21 protein-coding genes are annotated in these 23,901 nt (G+C 63.5%); 8 read left to right on the forward strand and 13 right to left on the reverse strand.

Features of this window, described 5'->3' with window-relative positions; genetic code table 11:
• Positions 1-143 precede the first annotated feature (143 nt).
• A complete protein-coding gene (locus NL2_RS21605; protein ID WP_245647612.1) occupies positions 144-671 on the reverse strand; it encodes a type 2 periplasmic-binding domain-containing protein in 528 nt (175 codons plus the stop codon).
• Positions 668-1,171: a LysR family transcriptional regulator gene (locus NL2_RS21610; protein WP_245647613.1), complete on the reverse strand. Its 504-nt coding sequence runs from the start codon at positions 1,169-1,171 to the stop codon at positions 668-670. The genes NL2_RS21605 and NL2_RS21610 overlap by 4 nt, the downstream gene beginning before the upstream one ends.
• 365 nt (positions 1,172-1,536) lie before the next feature.
• On the opposite strand from NL2_RS21610, the gene NL2_RS07590 reads away from it, so the two are divergent.
• The gene (locus NL2_RS07590) at positions 1,537-2,169 is read left to right on the forward strand and encodes a glutathione S-transferase family protein (protein WP_036523932.1); all 633 of its coding nucleotides are present in this window, start codon (positions 1,537-1,539) and stop codon (positions 2,167-2,169) included.
• A gap of 156 nt (positions 2,170-2,325) precedes the next feature.
• On the opposite strand, the gene NL2_RS07595 is transcribed toward NL2_RS07590, so the two are convergent.
• The 3 genes from NL2_RS07595 to NL2_RS07605 all read right to left on the reverse strand — a co-directional run bounded on the left by NL2_RS07595 (position 2,326) and on the right by NL2_RS07605 (position 5,018).
• Positions 2,326-3,360 carry a uroporphyrinogen decarboxylase/cobalamine-independent methonine synthase family protein gene (locus tag NL2_RS07595; protein ID WP_036523934.1) on the reverse strand — a complete coding sequence of 345 codons (1,035 nt, stop codon included), beginning with the start codon at positions 3,358-3,360 and terminating at the stop codon, positions 2,326-2,328.
• A gap of 300 nt (positions 3,361-3,660) precedes the next feature.
• Entirely contained in the window at positions 3,661-4,299 is a 639-nt protein-coding gene (locus NL2_RS07600; protein ID WP_036523936.1) for a 3-oxoacid CoA-transferase subunit B, read from the reverse strand.
• Positions 4,299-5,018 carry a CoA transferase subunit A gene (locus NL2_RS07605; protein ID WP_155986184.1) on the reverse strand — a complete coding sequence of 240 codons (720 nt, stop codon included), beginning with the start codon at positions 5,016-5,018 and terminating at the stop codon, positions 4,299-4,301. The genes NL2_RS07600 and NL2_RS07605 overlap by 1 nt, the downstream gene beginning before the upstream one ends.
• A gap of 81 nt (positions 5,019-5,099) precedes the next feature.
• Here NL2_RS07605 and NL2_RS07610 point away from each other — a divergent pair, with 81 nt between their 5' ends.
• The 4 genes from NL2_RS07610 to NL2_RS07625 all read left to right on the forward strand — a co-directional run bounded on the left by NL2_RS07610 (position 5,100) and on the right by NL2_RS07625 (position 9,858).
• Positions 5,100-5,873 (forward strand): IclR family transcriptional regulator domain-containing protein, encoded by a 774-nt coding sequence (locus NL2_RS07610; protein WP_036523938.1) that lies wholly within the window; start codon positions 5,100-5,102, stop codon positions 5,871-5,873.
• Between the two features lie 69 nt (positions 5,874-5,942).
• Complete coding sequence (locus tag NL2_RS07615; protein WP_036523940.1) at positions 5,943-7,151, forward strand: acetyl-CoA C-acetyltransferase; 1,209 nt, start codon at positions 5,943-5,945, stop codon at positions 7,149-7,151.
• Positions 7,152-7,155: 4 nt separating this feature from the next.
• A complete protein-coding gene (gene pabB / locus NL2_RS07620; RefSeq protein WP_051586717.1) occupies positions 7,156-8,382 on the forward strand; it encodes an aminodeoxychorismate synthase component I in 1,227 nt (408 codons plus the stop codon).
• A gap of 135 nt (positions 8,383-8,517) precedes the next feature.
• Positions 8,518-9,858, forward strand: a complete 1,341-nt coding sequence (locus NL2_RS07625) for a bifunctional folylpolyglutamate synthase/dihydrofolate synthase (protein ID WP_036524114.1) — start codon at positions 8,518-8,520, stop codon at positions 9,856-9,858.
• 123 nt (positions 9,859-9,981) lie between these two features.
• Here NL2_RS07625 and NL2_RS07630 read toward each other — a convergent pair whose 3' ends face one another.
• Positions 9,982-10,854: an alpha/beta fold hydrolase gene (locus tag NL2_RS07630; protein ID WP_036524117.1), complete on the reverse strand. Its 873-nt coding sequence runs from the start codon at positions 10,852-10,854 to the stop codon at positions 9,982-9,984.
• Between the two features lie 284 nt (positions 10,855-11,138).
• On the opposite strand from NL2_RS07630, the gene NL2_RS07635 reads away from it, so the two are divergent.
• Entirely contained in the window at positions 11,139-11,591 is a 453-nt protein-coding gene (locus NL2_RS07635) for a Ros/MucR family transcriptional regulator (RefSeq protein ID WP_036523942.1), read from the forward strand.
• A gap of 120 nt (positions 11,592-11,711) precedes the next feature.
• On the opposite strand, the gene NL2_RS07640 is transcribed toward NL2_RS07635, so the two are convergent.
• Positions 11,712-12,647 (reverse strand): LysR family transcriptional regulator, encoded by a 936-nt coding sequence (locus NL2_RS07640; RefSeq protein ID WP_036523944.1) that lies wholly within the window; start codon positions 12,645-12,647, stop codon positions 11,712-11,714.
• A gap of 168 nt (positions 12,648-12,815) precedes the next feature.
• Here NL2_RS07640 and NL2_RS07645 point away from each other — a divergent pair, with 168 nt between their 5' ends.
• A complete protein-coding gene (locus NL2_RS07645) occupies positions 12,816-14,033 on the forward strand; it encodes an FAD-dependent oxidoreductase (RefSeq protein WP_036523947.1) in 1,218 nt (405 codons plus the stop codon).
• A 205-nt stretch (positions 14,034-14,238) separates the two neighbouring features.
• Here the strand turns inward: NL2_RS07645 and NL2_RS21745 are convergent, their stop codons facing one another.
• On the reverse strand, positions 14,239-14,898 hold the full coding sequence (locus NL2_RS21745; RefSeq protein ID WP_036523949.1) for a TetR/AcrR family transcriptional regulator: 660 nt from the start codon (positions 14,896-14,898) through the stop codon (positions 14,239-14,241).
• Between the two features lie 152 nt (positions 14,899-15,050).
• On the opposite strand from NL2_RS21745, the gene NL2_RS07655 reads away from it, so the two are divergent.
• On the forward strand, positions 15,051-17,426 hold the full coding sequence (locus NL2_RS07655; RefSeq protein ID WP_369405441.1) for a TonB-dependent receptor: 2,376 nt from the start codon (positions 15,051-15,053) through the stop codon (positions 17,424-17,426).
• Between the two features lie 448 nt (positions 17,427-17,874).
• Here NL2_RS07655 and NL2_RS07660 read toward each other — a convergent pair whose 3' ends face one another.
• From NL2_RS07660 to NL2_RS07680, 5 genes are all read right to left on the reverse strand, one after another.
• Positions 17,875-19,062, reverse strand: a complete 1,188-nt coding sequence (locus NL2_RS07660) for a cation:proton antiporter (protein WP_081798929.1) — start codon at positions 19,060-19,062, stop codon at positions 17,875-17,877.
• The gene (locus tag NL2_RS07665) at positions 19,062-19,367 is read right to left on the reverse strand and encodes a hypothetical protein (protein WP_036523951.1); all 306 of its coding nucleotides are present in this window, start codon (positions 19,365-19,367) and stop codon (positions 19,062-19,064) included. The genes NL2_RS07660 and NL2_RS07665 overlap by 1 nt, the downstream gene beginning before the upstream one ends.
• Positions 19,368-19,657: 290 nt before the next feature.
• Positions 19,658-19,933: a hypothetical protein gene (locus NL2_RS07670; RefSeq protein ID WP_036523954.1), complete on the reverse strand. Its 276-nt coding sequence runs from the start codon at positions 19,931-19,933 to the stop codon at positions 19,658-19,660.
• A gap of 42 nt (positions 19,934-19,975) precedes the next feature.
• Positions 19,976-22,291 (reverse strand): TonB-dependent receptor, encoded by a 2,316-nt coding sequence (locus tag NL2_RS07675; protein WP_245647615.1) that lies wholly within the window; start codon positions 22,289-22,291, stop codon positions 19,976-19,978.
• A gap of 505 nt (positions 22,292-22,796) precedes the next feature.
• Positions 22,797-23,705 carry a LysR family transcriptional regulator gene (locus tag NL2_RS07680; protein ID WP_068073525.1) on the reverse strand — a complete coding sequence of 303 codons (909 nt, stop codon included), beginning with the start codon at positions 23,703-23,705 and terminating at the stop codon, positions 22,797-22,799.
• Between the last annotated feature and the right edge of the window lie 196 nt (positions 23,706-23,901).

Here is a 23,901-nt window from a genome sequence, read left to right on the forward strand (position 1 = left end):
GCTTTTGCATCGGCCATCCCGCTATCAGGACGCGCGAGGCCCGCGAACGCGCCCGATTTCGCGCGCCGCCGCTCCAACGGCACATGGCGGATGAGGCTGACAGCGGCAATGACGCCGCGACGCTGAGAACCGCTTCGCCTTCGTCAAGCAGCGGCGGGGAGCAAGTCGTGCTGGGGCAACGCGGCAGACATGGTCGTGGGGACCTCGCTCCCAGCCGCGGTCGCACCCGCCTGCCGGTACTCGTTCATGTGATCGGTGCGGCAGTCCGAAATCAGCGAGCGAAGCCACATGTTGCCGGCGTCGTGGTGAAAGCGTTCGTGCCAATATTGCTTCACCTCGATCACGGGCAGATCGAGCGGCGGCGCGACGATCGTCATATGGGGCGAACGTACAACGCGCGCGGCCGATCGCGGAATGGTCAGGATAAGGTCGCTCATCTCGGCGATCAGCGCCGTGACCATGAAGGATTCCGACACCATGCGGACGCGCTTGGCATCGATCGTGTCGAGAATCCGTTGTTCGGCTTCCTGGTGCCCATGGCTGTAGTGCCGCCCATCGACGACGAGATGATCCATTGCCTTGAAGTCGCTGAGGGTCAAAATGCCGCTGGGGACCATCGCGCGGGGAAGGATGCAGACATATTCTTCGCGAAACAGCGTCTGCTCTTTCACATTGGCGTAAAGGTTCGGGTAGCTCCCGATCGCAACGTCGGCCGCCCCGATTCCAGATCGGAGATGAGAGTGCGCCCGATCGGTACCGCGGTAAAGCTCACATCGGGTGCGACATCGATGGAATGGCGGCGGACCAGCGGCATCATGTAATATTGGCCGAGATCGGACGCCGCGATACGGAAATTGCGCTCGGACTCGGCAGGATCGAACTGACGCCGTTCGCAAAGACCGGTACGGTAGATACGCAGCGCTTCCTCAACCCCTTTGGCAATCGACTGCGCCACCGACGTCGGGATCATGCCGTTGCGCGTCCGGATGAAGAGCTGGTCGTTAAAATGCTCGCGTAGCGTGTGCAGGTTCCGGCTCAGCGACGATTGCGGCAACTCGAGCTCATTGGCTGCCAGCGTGACGCTTTTGAGCTTCATCATCGCCTCGAAGACGCTGAGATGAAAAAAGGATAGTTGCGCAGCCGGATCGCGGCTGGTGGGCAGCGTGTTCATGGCAATCCCTCTCCTCGGATCATTAACAGACCGATATGTTCTATTTTCCGGATAGTGGATACTGATCGGAGCCGTATGGCAAGACCGGAATCCGGATCGGAAGAATCCGGCAGATGGATAAGGCTCTCTCGCGCCCAGGAAACTGGTCGGAGAGGCGACAGCGGCCTACGCTCAACATGCAGAATATGCGCCAGAATATGGCCCATTTGGTGGGCGGACGGGATGGATTTCGAGATGGCGGCTATCGTCCTGCGGGGCGAGCAGGACGGCGATACGCGAGCCTGAATAGGACTATCCGCAATAGCATCTTGCGTAGGCGCGCCGCGATCCGCACGGCGGAAGAGTATTCGCAGAAAGGATAGAGGATGCTGACTCTCTACTATAATCCGGGCTCTTGCTCGCTCGCCTCGCACGCTGCGCTCGAGGAGGCGGGTCTCGCTTACGGTCTTGAACGGGTCGACCTTGGCAAGGACGCCCAGAATGCGCCTGCATATCGCGACAAGAACCCGTGGGGAAAGGTCCCTGCGCTTCAGATCGGCGAAGGGGTGCTCACTGAAAATATCGCGATCCTGAGCTATATCGCCGAGCAGGCGCCTGAACGGATCCTGCTGCCGGTCTCCGGGATCGAGCGTGCGCGAGCCTTGGAATGGCTCGCGCTCCTCTCGAGCACGGTTCATGTTGCCTTCCGGCCGATTTTTCGGCCCGGCCGGCTCGCCTCGACCGCCGAGGGCCAAGAGGATGTCACGGCGACGGGTCTTGAGAGCCTGCGCACCGTGCTTGAATTGCTCGATGAGCGGTTGGGGCAGGGACCCTATGCGCTGGGCGAGCAGTTCAGCCTCTGTGATCTCTATCTTTTCGTCTTCGTCCTTTGGTCGCGGCGGCCTGCGCTGGCCGGAAAGCTTGGCGCGCTTCCGCGGCTTGGGGCATTCGGCGAGCGGCTGGCCGCGCGTCCGTCGGTGGTGGCGGCGATGACGCAGGAAGGCCTGTCCTGGTCCTAGCTCGACCAGCTGGCTTCGAAGAAACGCTCAAAGCGATCGCAGCCCCTCGGGGCACAACGGCGTCGCCCGGTGGTGGGCGTCGGGTTCGCGGCGCTGCTTATCGCAGCGCCGCCGGGCAGGCGCGGCCGCGAGGCGCGCGCCTGCTAAGCCGTCCGATCAGCTGCCCTGGTCGAGGCTGGCAGCGACTTCGGCGTGGAGGGCGAGCAGCGGCGCTATGCTCGCCGGGGGCCGCCGACCAAGGCCGCATTCGGTGGCGATGCCGAAGTCCGCGAGAAACGGCGCCGCGCCGTGCGCACGGCGCAGCGCACCTTCGGCGCCATCGCGCGCATGGACGAGACCAAGATAGATGATCGTTTCGGCGTCGGTCTCCAGCCGCGAAAGCGGCTCGAAATAGGCTGCGTCGTCGCGGGCGATCGGGACGGGCAGGTGGAACCAGTCGATCGAGCGGCGGACCTGGTCGGCGAGCTGGTTCATCACCTCGACCATCAACCCCGTATCTTCGGGATCCTTGAAATGCTGATGGTCGGCGTCACCGTAGCAGAGGTGGAAGCCGAGCTTCACCTTGTCGGGAACCCAGGAAGCCAACTCGATCAGGCGGCCGACGAGCGACGAGAAATCGCTGACTGGCGCCGGGAAGACGCCTTCGAGGACCGCGAATTCGAGCGCCGCATCCCACTGCACGGCGAGTTGGTCATTAGGGATCGCTGCCAATATCGTATCGAGTTCGCGTCGCATCGCGGCGACATACAGCGGCTCGATCGCCGCGAAGCTCGCGGGCGCGATGAAGGACATCATCGGCGCGAAGGGTGTCGGCAGCGCGACCTGGAAACGGGTACCCGGCGCGATTTCGCCGGCCTCGGCGAGGCGGCGGAAACCGGCATAGGAGCGGATCGCGGCGGCGGCATAACCGAGCGGCGGAAATTGCCGCTCGCCGGCATGATCCTTCTTCTCGCTGTAGAGGTCGACCTGGACCGCGCCATAGCCGTCCTCGTGTCCAAGGCGCTCAAGCATCGGCGCCTGCTCCATCACCGCCTTCTGCCAGTTGATCCAGTTGGTACGATCGCCGGTCTCGCCGTCGGGGATGGCGTGGACGCGCGCGCCGAGGTGGCGTGCCGCCGCGCGGAAGACCTCCGCTTCATCGGCGAGCGGAATGCTGCCGACTAGCAGGATCGGTGTCTGTTCTGTGCTCATTGCCATTCCTTGAACTGGGCGATCATCGCCGCGATATGCCATTGCCCACCCTTCCGCCCTGCCGGGCCGCGCCGTTCGCCCGGTCCGGGCGACGCCGTCGCGCGCGCGGAAGCGCGTGCCGGGCCGGCGAGCCGCGCAGATGCGGGCCGGCCGGCGTGGCGTGGCGTTCGGGCTGACATGCGGGCGGCAGACCTTATGATAGTGGGAAGCTCGATTAGGGCTGCTGGCCGGGACCGGGAAGCGCCCGATTCCGGATAGTTCGCATCCGCGAAATGGAATGTCCCGATGCCGCGGCGCGGCTTAGCCAGCGAGGACCGTGATGCCGGTGTGGGCGCGCACCGTCTCGAGGTCGATTCCGTCCGCGAGTTCGTCGATGCGCAACGAGCGGGCATTGCGGTCGAGCGTGAAGCGGCCATAGTCCGAGACGATGGCGTCGACCACGGCGATCCCGGTGAGCGGCAGGCTGCAGCTTTCGACGATCTTCGGATTGCCGGCCTTGTCGGCATGGCTCATCACGACGACGACGCGCTGGACCCCCGCGACGAGATCCATCGCGCCGCCCATGCCCTTGATCATCTTGCCCGGCACCGTCCAGTTGGCGAGGTCGCCATTGGCCGCGACTTCCATCGCGCCGAGGATCGCAAGGTCGATATGGCCGCCGCGGATCATCGCGAAACTGTCCGCCGACGAAAAGAAGCTCGACGTCGGCAGCGCGGTAACCGTCTGCTTGCCGGCGTTGATGAGGTCCGGGTCGACATCATCGTCATAGGGAAAGGGGCCGATGCCGAGCATCCCGTTCTCGGACTGGAGCACGACCTCGATATCGCTTGGCACGAAATTGGCGACGAGCGTCGGGATACCGATCCCGAGATTGACATAGAAGCCGTCCTTGAGCTCGAGCGCGGCGCGCTCGGCCATCTCTTCACGCGTCCAGGGCATCAGGCGGGCTCCTCTTCGCGCGGCCTTACGGTCCGGAATTCGATCCTCTTCTCGTAGGACGGGCCCTGGATGATCCGGTTCACATAGATGCCGGGCGTGTGGATATGGTCGGGGTCGAGGCTGCCCGCGGGAACGATCTCCTCGACCTCGGCGATCGTGACCTTGCCCGCCGTCGCCATATTGGGGTTAAAGTTGCGGGCGGTCTTTCGGTAGACGAGATTACCCTCGGGATCGGCCTTCCACGCCTTCACGATCGAAAGGTCGGCGCGCAGCCAGCTTTCGCGCACATGGAGCGCGCCATCGAACTCTTCGACCGGCTTGCCCTCGGCCACCACCGTGCCGACGCCGGTCTTGGTATAGAAGGCCGGAATTCCGGCGCCGCCCGCGCGAATGCGCTCGGCGAGCGTGCCCTGCGGATTGAGTTCAAGTTCGAGCTTTCCCGCGAGATAAAGCTCGGCGAAGAGCTTGTTCTCGCCGATGTACGACGAGACCATCTTGCGGATCTGGCCGTTGTTGAGGAGCGTCCAGAGCCCGAAGCCGTCAGCGCCGCAATTGTTCGAGATGACGGTGAGATCCTTGACCCCGCTTGCGAGCAGTCCGGCGATCAGATGCTCGGGATTGCCCGAAAGGCCGAAGCCCCCCGACATGATCGTCATGCCGTCGAAGCAGACGCCGGCGAGAGCCGTTTCGGCGTCCGAAAATATCTTGCGCTTAGCCATCGATGCTCCTATTCGTCCGATAATCGGACAAAAGAATCAATAATCGTTCTATGTGCCGTTTTTGCGCGAAGGTCAATTCGGATGAGCGAAGCCGAGCCTGCCGATCCCAATTTCATGCTGTCGCTCGCGCGCGGGCTTGAGGTGCTGCGCGCTTTCGAGCGCCGGCCGTCGCTCTCGGTCGCCGAAGCGGCGCGCACGACCGGCCTCAACCGGCCGAGCGCCAGCCGCTGCCTCCACACGCTGGTCAAGCTCGGCTATGTGCGCGAGGAGGCGGGCCGCTACATGCTCACTCCGGGCCTGTTGCCGCTCGCGTGCGGCTATCTGTCGTCGGCGCCGCTGGCGAGCGCGAGCCAGGCGGTTGCCAATGCGCTGCGCGACCGATTGCAGGAAACCGTTTCGGTTGCCACCCTCGATCCGGCCGACATGGGGCGCATCGTCTACATCGCGCGTGCCGAGCGGAACCAGATCATTGCCGCGCCGCTGATGGTCGGGAGCACGCTTCCGAGCCATTGTACGTCGATGGGGCGAGTGATGCTCGCCGCGGCGGACGAAGGCGCGCGCGCGGCCTGGCTCGAAGATGCGGCGCTCGAGCGGCGAACCGACCGCACGCTGACCGATCGGGCGGCGCTTTGCGCCGAACTTGGTATCGTCGGCGGGCAGCGATGGAGCCTCGTCGAGGAGGAGCTGGAGATCGGACTGCGCTCGCTCGCGGTCCCGGTTCGCGACCGCGCGGGCGCCATCGTCGCCGCGCTCAACGTCGCGACCTTCTCGGGCGCGCACAGTGCCGCGCATCTCATCGAACATCATCTCCCCGATCTGAGGGCGGCCGCAGGCCAGCTCGAGCGGGCGATCTGAGCGGCCAACCGGGCCTTACCCTTTCAGCACCAGCATACCAGCAAACAGCACATAAGGAGAAAGTTGATCATGGAACTGCGCCGCGTTGCGATCGTCTCGCCCATCCGCACAGCCGTCGGGAAATTCGGCGGCGCGCTCGCGCCGCTCACCGCAGGCGAGCTTGGCGCGACCGTGATCAAGGCGCTGATCGAAAAGAGCGGCGTCGATCCCGAACGTGTCGACGATGTCGTTTTCGGCCAGGGCTATGCGAGCGGTGAGGCGCCGAGCATCGGCCGCTGGGCGTGGCTCGCCGCGGGATTGCCGCAGAGCGTTCCGGGCTTCCAGCTCGACCGGCGCTGCGGCTCGGGCCTCCAGGCGATCATCGAGGCGGCGATGATGGTGCAGACCGGCGCCGCCGACGTCGTCGTCGCGGGCGGCGCCGAAAGCATGTCGAACGTCGAGCATTATTCGACCGCCCTGCGCAAGGGGTCGCGCCTCGGCAGCATCGAACTCCACGACCGGCTGACGCGCGCGAGGCTGATGTCGCAGCCGGTCGAGCGCTACGGCGTGATCTCGGGGATGATCGAGACCGCGGAAAATGTCGCGCGCGACCATGGCATCACGCGCGAGGCCTCCGATGCCTATTCGGTGCGCTCACACCAGCGCACCGCCGCGGCGTGGCGCGAGGGTCGGTTCGCGAATGAAGTGGTGCCCGTCGCGGTGCCGCAAAAGCGCGGCGAGCCCGTGATCTTCGACCATGACGAGGGCTACCGGACCGACGTCACGCTCGAAAGTCTCGGCGCGCTCCGCCCGCTCGAAAGCGGGGTCGTGACCGCGGGTAATGCGAGCCAGCAGAATGATGCCGCGGCGGCCTGTCTCGTCGTCGCCGAGGACAAGCTCGCCGAACTCGGGCTCGAGCCTGCCGGCTGGTTCGCCGGCTGGGCCGCAGCAGGCTGCGATCCGGCGCGCATGGGAATCGGCCCCGTGCCCGCGGTCGAGCGGCTGTTCGCGCGAACGGGGCTCGGCTGGGACGATATCGACCTCATCGAACTCAACGAGGCATTCGCGCCGCAGGTGCTCGCGGTGCTCAAGACATGGGGCTGGAGCGACGACGACAGTCGCCACGACATTCTCAACGTCAACGGCTCGGGGATTTCGCTCGGCCATCCGATCGGCGTAACAGGCGCGCGCATCGCCGCCACGCTCCTCAACGAAATGGGCCGCCGCGGCGCCCGCTACGGACTCGAGACAATGTGTATCGGCGGCGGGCAGGGGCTGGCGGCGATTTTCGAGCGCTGACCCCATGGCGCGGCCGCCGCACCCGACTCCGTTCGTGCTGCTGGAGGATCTCGACGCCGGCACCGCGCGGTTGTTCGAGACGCCGCTCGCGGCGATCGGCGCCGTAGAGGAAGGTGAGGTCGCCGCCGCGCTTGCCCGCGCCGATGCGCTCGCGGCCGAAGGGCATGCTGTCGCGGGCTGGATCGGCTATGAGGCGGGCCATGCGCTCGAAGCCCGCCTCGGCGGGCATCAGCGTGCCGGGGATCGCAGGCTTCTCGCGCTCTTCGCGTTCGAGCGCTGCACCGAGATGGCGACCGAGAGCGTCGATGGCTGGCTGGCTGGCCGTGCCGCGGGCGGCGCGGCGCTTTCGCCGCTCGTGCCTGCGATCGACTTTTCGCGCTATGCGGCGGGCTTCGTCCGCGTGAAGGAGGCGATCGTCGCGGGCGATATCTACCAGGCGAACCTGACCTTCCCGCTGCGCGGAACCTGGCGCGGCGATCCGGTCGCACTCTACCGCGCGATCCGTCCCGAGGCGAAGGCGCGCTACGCTGCGCTGATCTTCGACGGGTCCGAATGGCTGCTCAGCTTTTCGCCCGAACTCTTCTTCGAAGTCGAGGGCCGCGACATCCGCGCGCGGCCGATGAAAGGGACGCGCCCGCGCGGCAGCGATGCCGAGAGCGACCGGCGCAATGCCGAAGAACTCGCCGCGAGCGCGAAGGATCGCGCCGAAAATCTGATGATCGTCGACCTGATGCGCAACGATCTCTCGCGCATCGGGGTGCCGGGAAGCGTTCGGGTCGACGCGCTGTTCCGCATCGAAACCTATCCTACGGTCTTCCAGATGACGACCGGTGTTTCGGCGCGGCTTACGGCGCCGCCGACGCTTTCCGGCCTGATCGGCGCGCTCTTTCCCTGCGGGTCGATCACCGGCGCTCCCAAGATCCGCGCGATGGAGATCATCCGCGACGTCGAGCAGTGGGACCGCGGGCCTTATTGCGGTGCGATCGGCGCGCTGAGGCCCGGAGCCAGCGACACCGGAGACGTTGCGACCAGCAGCCGCTTCAACGTCGCGATCCGGACGCTCCGGCTGCGGCCCGATCGATCGGGCGCTGCCGGCACCGCCGAATTCGGCGTCGGATCGGGCATCGTCGCTGACTCGGTGCTCGAGGACGAATGGGCGGAATGCCTTCTCAAGGCGAAGTTCGTCGCGCGCGCCGCCGCGCGGCTCACTTCTGAACCGGTGAGCGCCTGACGGTGAACCTCAGCGGCAAGGCGGCGGCGGCCCGCCGGCCATCGGCGATGCGACCTGCCGATTCCGGCTTGGTCCCATCCGCGCGGCGGGATGGTGCCAGCGCGGCGCCCGATCTATGCCGCGCCGGCGCGAACGATGGGGCAGGGAGGAGATAGCGTGCGGCCAGCCGATTTTGCCGTTTCCGATCATCCCGGCGTTCAGCGCCAGCTCGGCCGCATCGCGGTGGGGTTCGGAACGGGCGCGTTGGGACTCGGTGCGATGCGCCGTCTTCTTCAGCGCCTCGACAATCCCCATCACCGGATGCCGCCCGCCTTCCACGTCGCGGGCACGAACGGCAAGGGCTCGACCTGCGCCTTCCTTCGCGCGATGCTCGAGGCGGCCGGGCAAAAGGTTCATGTCTACACCTCGCCGCATCTGGTGCGGCTCAACGAGCGCATCCGCATTGCGGGCGCGCTTGTCGAGGACGCGGTACTCGCCGAGCTGCTCGAAGAGGTCCTCGACGCCGGCGAGGATCTCGACCTCAGTTTCTTCGAGGCGATGACGGCGGCGGCGTTCCTCGCCTTTGCGCGCTGCCCGGCCGACGCCGCGATCGTCGAGGTGGGCCTCGGCGGCCGGCTCGATGCGACCAACCTGCTGCGGGCTCCCGCCGCGACGGGCATCGCGCAGCTCGCGCTCGACCACCAGTTTTTCCTCGGCGACGATCTGTGCGCGATTGCCGCCGAAAAGGCGGGCATCGCCAAGGCCGGGGTACAGCTCGTCACGCTCGACTATGCCGACGAGGTGGGAGCGGTCATGGGCAGGGCGGCGCGCTCGGCCGGTGCGATCTGGCGCCCCGAAGGCAAGAGCTGGAGCTGCCGCGCCGCAGAGGGCAGGCTCGACTATCGTGACAAATATGGGCCGCTCGCGCTTCCGCTGCCGGCCTTAGCCGGCGACCATCAGGCCGACAATGCCGGGCTCGCGGTCGCAATGCTGCGGCACCAGACGCGCGTCGCGGTGGCGGAGGACGCGCTTCGCGCCGGTATTGCGGCGGCGCACTGGCCGGCGCGGCTTCAGCGGCTCGGCGCGGGCCCACTCATTGCGCGGTTCGGGCGCCCGTCGGGCGAGGTCTGGCTCGACGGCGGCCACAATCCGGCGGCGGGGCGAGCCGTGGCGGCGCATTTTACGGCACTTGGCTTGGCGCCCGGGACATTGACGCTGATTATCGGCATGCTCGCAAATAAGGATGCCGAAGGATTTCTCGCTGCGCTCGCGCCGCTCTCCCGGCATATGCATATGGTCCCTGTCGAAGGGCATGATGGCCACATGCCGGATCATCTTGCGCAGGTGGCGGAACGGCTCGGCATCACATCAACCGTTCACGCCTCGCTCGATCGAGCCGCAACGGCGGTGGCCGCCGAACGAGGCCCTCTCCTGATCGCCGGTTCGCTTCACCTCGCGGGTCTGATTCTGCGGCTCAATGACGAAGCACCTCCATGAGGCTCGCGTCAGCCGCTTACGGGCCGGAGGCGACGGCCTTCGCGGCACAGCCGGCAACCGCCGTTCGCAAACCTTGCCGCGACGGGTGTTCCAAGGGGCCCGTCGGCCAGTCGATATGCAACCTCATCCGGTTCGGAACGCATCTCGCGAATAGTAATCGATCAGGCGGGCGAGATCGGCTGGGCAGGACAGGAAGGGCGAGTGGGACGACGGCAGGCTGTCCACCGCAGTTCGTCGACCCGGATAGGCCCGGTCCATTTCACCTATGCAAAGATATTGCGCTGCCTCGCGAAAGGCGTTGTCGCGCGTGCAGACAACATAGGCGCGGGGAATCGCGCCGAAATTATCCCCTGTTGCTACGGGATCACGGAGCAACCGCAAGGGAACATCGGGCGTCATGAAATGGACGGCCGCTCGGGCGAGATTTTCGTCGATATCGTCGAAGAAGGTTTCCTTCAGACGCTGGAAAGCCAGCGGGTCGGCGGCGTCGATCCGGGCCGCGCCGATTTCGGGCGGGTGGCCTGTCTGGAGGTCCGACGTTCGGGAACCCTCATTTTCGCGCGCGGTTCGGTAGTCCGACGCCGTAGCTCCGCGGACGGGGGCAATAGCGCAAACATAGATCAGGCTGGAAATATATTGGGCTGCCAGTTCGGCCGCCGCATTGGCCAGCACGCCGCCGAGGCTGTGCGCTACGACCGCCACGGGGCCGCCCGCCGCATGGCTGAGCGCCGCGATCCGGTCGGCGAGCTCCGTTGCGGCCTCAACGAGTGAAACGCCGATTGCCGGGCTCGCTTGGGTGGCCATGGCAACCGGGTCAAACGGCCGTGCCGTCTGCGCCTTGGGGAACAAGGCCTGCAGCCCGTGATTGGCCCAGTCCAACGCGATCGACGACCGGCCGAGAAGCGCGAGGTCGAACTGGGTCTGGTTCCAGCACCACGCGCCGTGCCAAGCGCCGTGTACCAGGACGATCGATGGGATTTTTTCCGCCGGTTTCATCAAGTCCCTTTTCTTCCGGGCCGCGCCTTGGACGGACAGATCGTCTGCTCGCGTAGCCGATAGCATTGCACCGCTATTCTGACCCGGGACGGGCCGTGCGATCATGCGCTTTGGGCCCGTTCGCCAGCTGACAACATCCACCCCTCCTGGCCATATTATGGACGATCTTCTTTTATTTGGGGCGCGCCGAAGCTAGGCAGACTGCTGGCACGGACGCCACATCCTTTGTCGAATTGCCGACATGCAAAAATCGAATTGATAAAACACCGGACGCGAGGCCGGATATGGAAAGGATAGATATGGGAGAATCCGAAACGCTGGTCACGCTGACCGCCGACATCGTCGCGGCGCATGTCAGCAACAACAGCGTCGCCATATCAGATATTCCGCTCGTCATTCATTCGGTGCACGAGGCGCTCGCCGGTTTGGGCACGAAAGAGCAGCCCGCGATCAAACCGGAACCCGCGGTGTCCATCCGCTCGTCGGTCAAACCGGACTACATCATTTGCCTTGAAGACGGCAAAAAGCTCATCATGCTGCGCCGTTATCTCATGACGAATTTCGGCCTCACACCCGACGCGTATCGCGCGAAATGGAGTCTGCCGAAGGACTATCCGATGACTGCGCCCAACTATGCCGAAAAGCGCCGCGAAATCGCGAAGCAGATCGGTCTCGGCAGCAAAGGCCGCGGCGGCGGCCGCAAGCCCGCCGCGCGTCGCCGCGCCCGCCCGAAATAGCGCGTTTCATCCGGCACGAGCGCGCACCCACGCCACCGAGCGCCACAAGAATCCGTCGCGGCTCTCGCCGCGCTGTGCAGCTTTAGCGCGGACTTCGAAGAGCGTTGCCAGGCCGTCCGGTCACGGCAACTCTCCGCCTGGCGGCGTGCTGCCCAGCAAATGAGCAATGCCTTGCCGCAGCCACTGATGCCCCGGATCATGCTTCGACCGCTCGTGCCAATATTGCTTCACCTTGATGCCGGGAAGCTCGAAGGGTGGCGGAACAAGCTCGAGTTCCAATTGATCCTTGAAGATAAGGGCCACCCGGCAAGGAACCGTAAGCAGCATATCTGTATCGCCGATCAGCATGGGCGCGGCGGAAAAGCTGTTCAGCGTCAGCCGGACATTTTCCGGAGGCAGCATCGCAAGCAAGCGCTGTTCGACCTCCTGATGCACATGTCCGGCATTTCGGGCGCTCACCAGGATATGCGATGCGCTTTGAAAAGACTCTAGCGTCAATCCCTCGGCCAGCAGCGGGTGCCCCTTGCGCATGGCGCAGACATATTCATCCTCGTAAAGTGTCTGTTCGATGACGCCGGCATAGAGAGCCGGGAAACCGCCCACCGCCACATCGATATCGCCGGATTCGAGGCCCGTCGCCAGCGACTGGCGATCGACGGGGACCGCCGAGAAACGCGCATGGGGCGCGGCCGCCCAAGACCAGCGATCGAGCAACGGAAACAATGTGAGTTGCCCGAAATCGGACGCTGCCACGCGAAAATTGCGACGGGTCGACAGGGCGTCGAACGACCTCTCCTGCATCAGCCCGTCGCGGTAGATGCGGAGCATGTCCCGGATCGGCCCGACAAGGGCATCCGCTGCCCCGGTGGGCTCCATTCCCTGAGGCGTCCTCACGAAGAGAGTATCGCCGAAATGGTCGCGTAGCTTGGCCAGCCAACGGCTTACCGTCGGTTGCGGCAGATCGAGCATCCGGCTCGCCTCTGCGACGCCTCGACAGCGGTAGATCGCCTCGAATATCTGCAACTCAGCAAGGCCGATATTGGCGAGTTTCAACACGGACCGTCCCCGATTGCGACCAAAAGGAGCGGCCACGCTAGATGAGTATATATAAAAAGTGAATTGGAGCGATGTGATCTGCGAGCTGGAGAAAGCTGCCTGTTCTGCAAAATGACACGGCGCGCTTGCGCGCACCCCGTATCGAATATGCAGTTCAGGAGAGCAGACATGGTTACGGCTGTAGAAGATCGAGTCATCGTCGCGGGAGCCGGACCCGTTGGATTGATCGCTGCCCTCGCGCTTGTCCAGCGCGGCGTGCCGGTACTGGTGCTCGAAGAAGAGTCAGCACCCATCCAGGACCCGCGCGGCGCGGCATTCCATCCGCCAACGCTCGACATCATCGAACGCCTCGGCATCCTCGATCCGCTCATGGATATCGGGCTGAAAATTCCCCGTTGGCAGATCCGCAACCGTGATGGTTCGATCGTGGCGGAATTCGATCTGAAGCTCCTCGAGGACGAGACGAAACATCCCTATCGCTTTCACCTCGGCCAGCAGAAGCTGCTGCCCGTGCTTCTTGCCGAACTCGCCAAGCATCGCGATGCGGACATTCGTTTCGGCACGCGCGTAACCGGGCTTTCCCAGTCTGGCGAAGGCATCGCAGTCCAGCTTTCCAGGGGCGAGAACAGATTGCAAGCCGTTACGGGGCGTTGGCTCGTTGGGGCGGACGGCGCGCGCAGCCAGGTCCGAAAATCGGCGGGTATCGAATTTGAAGGTTTCACCTGGCCCGAGCGTTTTGTCGTGACCAACCTCGCCGACGATCTGGAGAAATACGGTTTCGCCTACACCAATTATGTCACCGATCCCGACCGTTGGGCGGTCGTGCTGCGACTGGAAGATGAGAGGGGGCAGCCCAATTGGCGCGTCACCTATCCTACCGACAATATATCAAGCGATGAGGCGGTCCTCGATCCGTTGCGCGTCCAGGAAAGACTGGCTGACGTGATCCCCGGCGCGAGCCAGCTCGACGTCCGCTATGCCGGAATCTACCGCGTGCACCAACGTGTCGCGCGCGAATTCCGGAAAGGTCGGGTCTTGTTGGCTGGCGATGCCGCCCACATCAACAATCCTCTCGGCGGTTTCGGCCTGAACAGTGGAATTCAGGATGCAGAAAGTCTTGCAGAGAAACTCGCGGAGGTCTGGCATGGTCGTGCCAGCGCGGAACTGCTCGACGCATATGCCCGCCAGCGGCGCACCAGCAATATCGAGTTCGTCCAGAAGGCCAGCATTCGCAACAAGGCCATGATCGAGGAGCGCGACCCGGATGTGAAGCTTAGAGCGCAGATTGAACTCGCTGCAATTGCCAGCGATCCGCAGCGTGCGCTTCCCTACCTCCTTGAATCATCGATGATCAATTCAGTCCGGGCATCAGCCCGATCGGAGTGAGGGGCTAGAAGAAGGCGCCGAGGCCGGTGACGCCCTGTTGGCGGGCTTGCAGGCGGTTCGGGCGCGCGGGCGAACGATTGGAGCCGTTGCGCCCTATGGAAGGACATCTCGATCACTATAGCTTCGTGACCGACCGATCATTCTCGGCAGTGCGGAACCGCGCTGGTGACACGGTTGGCGACCCTGGAGGCCGCTTTCGCGCGCGTCAATCGCGCGTTGGCGCCGCGTTGGGGCGCCATATCCGCAGAAAGGCTTCGATTGCGATTTCGACGTCCTGGGAAAGGCTTCGCTCACTATCGGGGAGGTCCAGCTTAAGGAGCGCTTGTTCGTAGCCGCCCGCTTGGCAAAGCGCGCTGAACTGCCGAACCGCCAGCATCGGCTGACCCGCCTGCAGATCCCCGCGAGCCATGACGGCCTCGAGATAATCGGCGAGCCGTTGCTTTCCGCGGCGTGGACCACGCTCGTAGAACAACTCCGCGAGGTAAGGAAAGCGTTCCGCCTCGCTGATGACAAGGCGGTGGAGCGCCATGACCGGGGCCGAGTAGATCGTCGAAATCAGCGCTTCGGCGAAACGCCGGAGTACGGTCTCAACCGGATCGTCAAGCGATACCTCGACGGAGAGACTCTTGCCGTAGCGCTCGACGATATCGTCCACGACCGCCGCGAACAGCTCCTCCTTTGAAGGGAAATAGGCCCATAGAGTCGTCTTCGATCCGCCGACCGCGCGGGCGATTTCGGACATGGCGGTACCCGCATAGCCTTGCGCGAAAAAAGCGGAGGTGGCGGCCGCGACGAAGGCGCGGCGGCGCGAGGCGGACGACTGGTCGCTCGCCGAGGCGGCCGGGCGGGCGAGAACCGAGTCCATCAACGCGTGGCGGCGGCGTCGCAGCGACGCAGCGTTGGTTCAACTAAAGCGGGCAGCCAAAAAGGCCGGGAAGAGGACATTGGGCGATCCGATATAGGTCGATTGCTGTTCTTGTTGCGCTCATTCCGGGCGAACGCAAATCCGGCTTCCGGATGGAATCTATTCGTCTGTCGCGGTTTTCGCGCGGTGGGAAGACTGCCAATTTCGCCGCCATCGCAGCCGGCCCCCGGCCGAGAACAACAAACAGGGGGCATTGGAAGCCGAGCTATTGCCCGGCCATGCCGGCGCGAGGGGAGAAGATCCGCATGCATCATCTTATAGCCGAATTTCGTCCTGTTGCGCCTTTCAAGGCGCTGCTTCTTGGCGCCACCGCTATCGGCGCGCTCGCCGTCGCCTCGCCGGGCGCCGCGCAGGATGCATCCTCGCCGACCGACCAGGAAACCGTGGACCGAAGCGCGGCCGATGACAGCGGACAGGCCGAAGCCGCCGCGCGGGGCGTCGGCGAGATCGTGGTGACGGCGCGGCGCCGCGCCGAATCGCTGCAGGACACCCCGGTCGCCGTTACCGCGATCACCAGCGCCGCGCTCGATCAACAGGGAGCGGTCAATATCTCGGCGATCGCGCAGTCGGTCCCAAGCCTTACCTTCAACACCACCGCCGGCAATTCGGGAGCAAGCAATGCCGCGGTCGTCTTCATCCGGGGCATCGGGCAGGACGATTTCTTTCCGACAATAGATCCGGGCGTCGGTATCTATCTCGATGGCGCCTATGTTTCGCGCACGCTCGGCGGCGTCCTCGATACCGTTGATCTAGAACAGGTCGAGGTGTTGCGCGGCCCGCAGGGAACATTGTTCGGCAAGAACACGATCGGCGGCGCGGTACAGATCACGACGCGCAAGCCTGGTCCCGACCTCGAAGGCTATCTCGAGGCGACGACCGGGCGTTTCGGACGGATCGACGCCAAGGCAAGCATCAACCTGCCTTTTTCAGAGACGCTCTTCGCACGCTTCTCGGTCGCGACGCTTAACCGCGGCGGCTACATCACCATCCTCGAAAAGGACCCACTGACTGGCGCGGTGCGAGATGCCGATGCGCCGAAGCTCGGCAATATCTCGACGATGGCGGGGCGTGCGGCGCTACGCTGGGAGGCCAATCCCGATCTCACTTTCGACCTGTCGTTCGACTATACGGGCAAGCGCGAACAATCGTCGGGCTCAACCCTTCTGGCAACACAGCCGTTGATCCCGGGACTCGGTTTCGATCCGAATGACCCAGCCTCGATCAACAATTATATCATGTCGAACGCCGCCACGGTCGGCGGCTTCCACAACCTGATTGTTGCCGGCGCGCAGGGATGCAACCCGGTGTTCGGTGGCAATCCATTCGACCAGAGTAATCCCGCCTGCCTCAACGACCAATATGTCACGGGCGATCCCTATAAAACCTTCTACGAACCACGGGCCTCGCGCTCGGACCTCGACGTCTGGGGGCTGACCGGCGTCGTCGACTGGGATGCGAGCCCCGCATTCGGGGTCAAGTCGATCACCGCCTATCGCAACACGAAATCCTTCTTCATGCGCGATGACAATACGCCGCTCCAGCTGATCGAGTTGATGACCGATCAGACCGCGAAGCAGTTCAGCGAAGAACTCCAGTTTTCGGGCAAGGCGTTCGACAACCGCCTGACCTGGCTCGTCGGCCTTTTCTATCTCAACGAGAAGGTCGATTTCGACAATCCGGCCTGCTTCTCCTTCGTATGCACCGGCGTATCGACCAAACTTCAGACCAATAGCTATGCCGCCTTCGCGCAGGGTACTTATGCGATTGGGCCGCACACCAACATCACAATCGGCGGGCGCTATACCAACGAGAAGAAGACGAGCGACCCCGACAATTTCTTCATCGATATCGGCTTTGGTCTCGGACCGCTCGCGATCGGTAATCCCAATCCCAATCCCGCGACGATCATCGACACGCCGGTGGCAGTGAAGTTCGACAATATCTCGCCGATGGCGTCGATCGATCACCGCTGGTCGGACAATATCATGACCTACGCATCCTATTCGAAGGGGGTCAAAGGAGGCGGTTTCCAGCAGCGCGTGATCGTGCCGCGCATCCTCCAGCCGACCTTCGGCCCGGAAAAGCTCACCGCCTATGAGATCGGCGCCAAGACCGATTTCTTCGACCGGCGGCTGCGGATCAACGTCGCGGCCTTCCAGTCGAACTACAACGACCTCCAGATCACGACCTTCCCTGGCGGCGCGAACAGTATCGAGCCGGTTCAGGTCAATGGCGGGCGGGCGCGCATCCGCGGCGTGGAAGTCGAAGCGACCGCGCGACCGTTCGATGCGCTCACCGCCAATTTCGGGCTCGGATATCTCAAGACAAAATATCTCGAAGTCACGCCCGGGGCGGTCATTCCAGCTGGCGCGGCACTTCCCTTTACGCCGAAATGGAGTCTCTCGGCTGGCCTTGGCTATGCCTTCGATCTCGGCGATGCTGGCACGCTAAACTTGCGCGGAGACTGAAACTACCGGACCCAAACCTATCTGTCCTCCGACAACAACCCGATCCTGCGCCAGCCTGCCTATCATATGGTCAATCTCTCGGCGTCATTCGAGACGGCGAACGAGGCGATCCGGCTCACCGGAGGCGTCACGAACCTGACAAATGAAGCGGTGCTTATGTCGGGTTTCGCCGATCTCCAGGGATCGTCGATCGCGGACGGTACATATGGTCGACCGCGCGAATGGTATGTGACGATGCGCTATTCCTTCTAGCCGTCAGGCTGGACGCCGCCGCGCATGTGCGGCGGTGCTCCCGCGCGGCCCGGGGAGCGGCCGCGGCGAGGGCGCGCAAATGGACTCCCCCTGTAACTATCCAGACCCGCGCGGAGCACGCCGGCGATCGCGTAAGGCCGCGGCGCGAGCGCTGGCCGCGCGCGCCAGTGCGAAGGCCTATCGGCCGCCGCGTTGGTTATGCAAGTTTCCGCGCGCCCTCGGGCTGGATCAACGCGTTGAAGAGCAGCGGGGCAATCGCCGCGCTGGTGATCGCGACAAGGATCATCGCGGCGTTGGTCGCGGCGTTGAAGACGCCGATCCGCGTCGCGATATCCGATGCGGCAACGATGAGACTGAGACGAACGCTGAGGAGCAGACCGGCGGCGAAGGCGTTCCGTCGGCCATGGTCGGGAACGAGGAGCAGCGACGGCAAGATCTTGTTCGCAAAAGCCACCGCGAGGAAGCCGGGAACCAGGGCCAGAGCGGTCGGTGAGGCGCCAAGCGCCTCGATATCGAATTTGAGCCCGACATTGATAAAAAAGAAGGGGACGACGAAGCCGTAGCCGATCGCCTCGATCGTCTCGCGCCTGTGGCTGCCACGCGGAATGATCCGACCGAGCAGGAGTCCTGCGAGAAAGGCCGCGAGGACAAGTTCCGATCCGAGCGCTTCGGCGAGCCATGCCGCGCAGAACAGAAGCGCGATGCTTGCGCGGACGAGCGGCAGGCTCGTCCGGCTGTCGAGGCCGAGTGCCGGCAGGCGCTTCAGCATCGGAGGAACAAGCCAGATTGCGAGTGCCGCGATGCCGACAAGCGTGAAGCTGCCGAGCGCGCCCGCCGCGTCGCCGCTGACGACGATACCCGCGAGCGCGGATATCGCGATCATCGTAAAGAAGTCGGCGAAGAGCGCCGTTGAAAGGACCGTCTGGCCGAAAGCGCTGTCGGCAAGGCGGCGCTCCTGGATCGCGGGCACGACAACGCCTACCGATGTGGTCGAGAGAATGACTGCGTAGATGGCGAGGTGGACGATCGGCATATCCCCGCCCAGGAGCAGCCAGACACCGAGCCCGGCGAGCACGACGGTCGCGAGCGACATCGCAAGTGCGAGCTTGAGCGGTCGCGCTCCGCGGCCCGCGTCGCCCTGTCCGAGCAACGTGCCGAGGTCAATCTCGAGGCCTGCGATGAGCATCAGCACCGCGAAGCCGATCTTCGCAAGAATATCCATCGCAGGGCCGGGCTCGATCAGGCCGAGGGCGTCGGGGCCAGCGGCGATGCCGAACGCGATCTCGAAGACCAGCGCGGGCACCAACGCCTTGGGAATCCAGCGCGCGACGATCGCCGCCCCGGCAATTCCGGCGCAAGCCAGCGCAATGGTTGAGACCGGGATCAATCTACCAGCGCCGTATCGCGCTCGGTTCCGGCCAGCATTCCCGAGGTGTGAAGCCGTGCGATGAGGCGCTCGGCAAGCGAGCGGCGAACGGGCTGGTCGTCGCGAAGCTTGACCCAGGAATTGATACTGATGCCGAAAGTATCCATGACGCACGAAGCGGTCTGCGCGGGCAGGCGCCGGGCCATTTGCGCGGCGAGTTCGCGGTCAAGCCGACACATCTGGAAGGCTCCCGCATCGGGCGCCGGCAGAAGATAGGCCGCGAAGATCTTGGTCGGATCGCTAACATCGCCGAGCATGGTCATGCGCGCTCCCCGACTGAGAGATGTATCCGAGGAAACCCATGGTCAAATAGTTGCAGCATATCATTCCCACTCATCTACCGGCCCTCGCGCACTCGCTCGGCCGAACTCCGTTTCTTCCGCTGCCGAACCCGAGACCGCTTTTCCTAAAGCGGGATATTTGGATCGCCTAACCGCGTAGCGAATGACCATTATTTGAATTGTGGCTTCATATTCACGGCGTGATGGCTGGTCCGATGGCCGTGTGGCACGCGGCACCTGCGCTTGTGCAACAGGTCCGCGCGCCCAAGCGATCACGCTCGGCAGCGGGCCTCGACCGGGTGGCTCGCGCTGGCTGTTCGAACCAAGGCTTTGTGAAGGGAACGGCAAGACGGCGGCAGCACCGCGTCCGGCTCGCAGCGGCCTCCCTCGGCATCGCCAGGTCCGGCGAAAAACGTTCCCCGTTTTTCCCAGCCGTCCATCTGCGCGTTTGGCAGCCACAGTCGTTCATCGTCTGTGTTGGCGGCCTGCACGAGCAATTTGTTACCGGAGCCGACATCGCCGATATGCTCGCCGAAGACCTTGAACATGGCCGCACGCGGAGCGTGCGGCCATGTTGTCAGCCCTGTTTCCTAGAAGGCAAATGCGACCCGAACGCCATACATGCGCGGCGGCTTGTAACTGACGACCTCGGGTCCGCCACCGCCGGGCACGTCGGTGAAGCCGATCCCGCGGAAAAGGTTTCCGACCTGGGCGGTGTTGAAAATGTTGGTCGCGAATATTTCGCCGGTCCAACGTTTGTCGGGAGAATAGTAGAAAAGTCGCAGATCGACGTTGTTGTAGCGCGGCGCAAGGTCCGATCCGGCAGGCGTCGGGAATGCGGTATCGCGATTGAACGCGGTGTAGAAGATGCTGCTCGTATAGGAATAGTCGGCGCGAAGCCGGCCATCTCCAAGCGATCCCAGCGAGAAGTCCGCTGAGGCGCCCAGATTGACGGTCCATTCAGGGGTGCGCTGCACGCGATTGCCACCAAGTTGAACGCCTTGAACAACCTGCGCGTCGAACGTCGCGTCGGTATAGGCCCCGGAGGCGTCGAGGTGCAGCCAATCGGTCGGCGCTGCCTGGATTTCGAGTTCGATGCCTTGAACGGTGGCGCCTTCAGCGTTGAACGCCTGCGGGCCGAACGGGCCGAAAATCTGAAACTGGAGATTGTCGTACTTGTTGCGATAGAGGGAGGTGTTCACCTGAAGTCGCCGATCGAACAGCTGCGATTTCAAGCCTACCTCGATCGCTTTCACATATTCCGGATCATAGACGGCGTTGGTGACGAGCGAATTGATCGCCTGATTGACCCCGCCCGATTTATAGCCGGTCGAATAGCTGGCATAAGCCAGGATATCGGGCGTGAACTGATAGTCAGCGGCAATCCGGTAGGTCACTCGCTGCCACGACCCCGCCACCGGTCCATCATACGCCGGGGGCGCAAATTGGAATCCGTAGTTGTTCCCGCGTTTTTCATCATGCGTGTACCTCAGGCCGCCCGTGAGGCTGAGGTTGTCGGTCGGGCGAACTGTGGCCTGGCCGAACGCGGCATAGGATTCGGACGTGATATTGCCGCCGAAGACGAAACCGTACGGCCGGTTGTTGGCGTTCGCGATCACATCGTAGCGACTGCCGCGGTAGCTGGATTCGCGGCTGCCCTTTTCGTGAAAATAATAGGCACCCAGAATCCACGTGAAGGGCGCCGTCGCGCTTGCGTTGGAAAGCAGCTGCACTTCCTGCGACAACTGCTTGGCACGCTCGCTCAGATTCAGGCTTCCGAGGTTCTTGGGGGAGAAGTCGGCGTCTTGCCGCGTCCGGAACGTTGGCTTGACATAACCGGTGATCGATTTCGCGGTGACGGGCCCGAGATCCCATTCCAGATTGGCGCTGAACAGCAGCAGTTCGTTGCGCTGGAATTCCGCAATGTCCTTTCCTTCATGGAAGGGTCGAAGATCATTGACGAGCGGCACGCCGTTCACGAGATAATTATTGGTACCGGGAATTGGCGGGCCGGCAAGGTTCTGCCCGGTGGTCGAGCCCGGATAAGGCGTACGGAGTTCGGGCTGGCTGCCCACGCCGCCGGAATGAATGAACGTGCCAGAGAGCAGCGCAGAGAAATTGGCCGTCGGCTCAATCAGGATATGTCCACGAAAGCCGTAATTGTCGGCGTCGTTGGCCTCGGTGCCGCCTGCCACGCTATTATGGGTGAAGCCGTCACGCTTCTCGCGGAACGCAACGAACCGCGTGCTGAGCCCGTCGGCGACAGGGATGTTGAGGGCGCCGCGCAGGCGCCACATGTCATAATTGCCGACCGTGACATCGACGTTGCCTTCAAAGTCAGAGGACGGCTTCTTCGTGATATAGTTGACCGAGCCGCCGGTCGCATTTCGGCCATACAGCGTTCCTTGGGGGCCTCGCAGAATTTCGACCCGTTCGGTGTCGAACGCCGAAAACAGCGTCCCGACAGGGCGGCCGATATAAATGCCGTCGAAATGGAAGGCGACCCCGGGGTCGCCTCCCGCCGTGCTGTTCTCGTTGCCGATCCCGCGTAGAGTTACGTAGGCGATGGGGCCGAAGTTGCTGAGCTGGATAGACGGCGCCAATTTCGTCAGGGAAGACAGGCTGTCGAAACCGCGCGTTTCAAGAGCCTCGGTTCCGAGGGCCGAAATGGCGATCGGAACCTTTTGAAGACTCTCCGAACGCTTCTGGGCCGTGACGACAATATCCTCGACACCGCCGCTTGTTGTGACTTCTTCGGTAGTTGCCGTGTCGGCGGGTTCGGCGACAACCTCTTGCGCGTGAACGGCCGGACTCGCAAAGAAACAGACAGATGCAGCCAGGCTCGCTTTAAGGAGCGCTACGTTGCGGCCACTTTGCGCATGCGTTGCAATTCTCTCGGATGTCAAAATTCATCTCCCCATCTATTTTATAATTGTGTGGTTCCCCGACGGTTCTCTCGGACACCTGGATATTTTATGCGTCGCAATAGGGGCCCGCAATTCCGGAAAGTGAATATCGGTGATCCGCAATCGAGCACCACGCTTGCGCCGTCGAAGCGGGAGGGGGCAGGGCCGCGTCGCCGCGGTAGTCCGCGCGATGGGCCAAAGGCCGCAGGTCTCATCTCGCCTGCGAGGCGGCGGCTCCGTTCTTCATGCCAAATCTGGTCGCGAGCCCTGGCGCCCGGCGAAAGGGGCAAGAGCGCCGGCGGCCCTATCCCGTCCGCCAGGGTGGCAAGCGAAGACCGGACGCAACAGAAGCACGCAGCACGTCGGTCGGGACAAGCAATATATATGCTTTCGGCGTCGCGACAGGCCGCAGCGCGATAACTTTTCAATGCCCAGGCATACACTCCGGTGTCTTTGGAGCGGGCCAGCCCTTTGGCGTTCGCGAGCCTAGGTCGCCCCGAGTGCGCTAGCTGAAATCGAGTTCCGCGATCGTCCGGCGAAGCCATTTGTTGCCGGCGTCATTGTGATAGCGTTCATGCCAATATTGCTTCACCTCGATCGCGGGAAGTTCAAACGGTACAGCCATGACTTCCAGAGTCCCGTGCTTTGCGAACCACCGTCCCGTCCTCGCGGGAACGGTTAGCACGACGTCGGCTTCCTCCGCGATCATGGCGCTGACGATGAAGTTTTCGGAGACCATCCGGATTCGTTCCGGCGGACAAATTTCCAGAAGTTTGCTCTCCACCCGCTCATGCACATGTCCAATCTCATGCGCTGCGACAACGATGTGATCGCAGTTGCGAAAGGCTTCCAGGTCGAATGTCGCGAGGCGAGCGGGGTGATGGCGACGCATCACGCAAACATAGGTTTCGTGGAATAGCGTCTGGGCCTTGATGCCCCCGGCGAGAGCAGGAAATCCGCCGATGGCGATATCGACGCTTCCCGATTCCAGCTCGTCGATCAAAGCCTTGTGTCCGAGGGTCACCCCGCTGATGCGCGCTCGCGGTGCGGCCCTCGACAATGTGGGATACAGGTTTGAAAGAAAGAGCGCCTGGCCGAAGTCGCTTGCTGCAACCTTGAAGTTTCGGATCGAGGACGCGGCGTCGAATTTTTGCTCTGCCCTGACGCGCTGACGATATATTCCAATCATTTCACGAATGGGGGTCGCGAGTTGCTCCGCAAAGGGCGTGGGCTCCATTCCGGTGCGCGTCCGGACAAATAGCGGATCATCGAAATGCTGCCTGAGCTGCCCCAGCCATCGGCTCAGCGTCGGCTGCGGAACCGCCAACAGCCGCGCGGCAACGCTTACGTTGCGATGCTGATAGATCGCATCAAACACCATCAAATGGCCCAGCGGGAGCAGGAGCTCGTTCATGGTGCAGTATTATCGTGTCGGACTGCGGTTGGGAAGCGCGCCCTAGGGCGCCTCAACCTATTCAGTATCCGCATGGGGTCAATTCACCCGCAGCCCACAATGTCGATTTCCTTCATGCGCCACTGCCATTATGCTCCCCTTATAACTCCAAGTTGTGTGGCATGCTCAGGCTATGAGCGGCCAATAAATCCAGCTG

This window comes from Novosphingobium lentum NBRC 107847 (assembly GCF_001590965.1).
GTDB classification, from domain to species: Bacteria; Pseudomonadota; Alphaproteobacteria; order Sphingomonadales; family Sphingomonadaceae; genus Novosphingobium; species Novosphingobium lentum.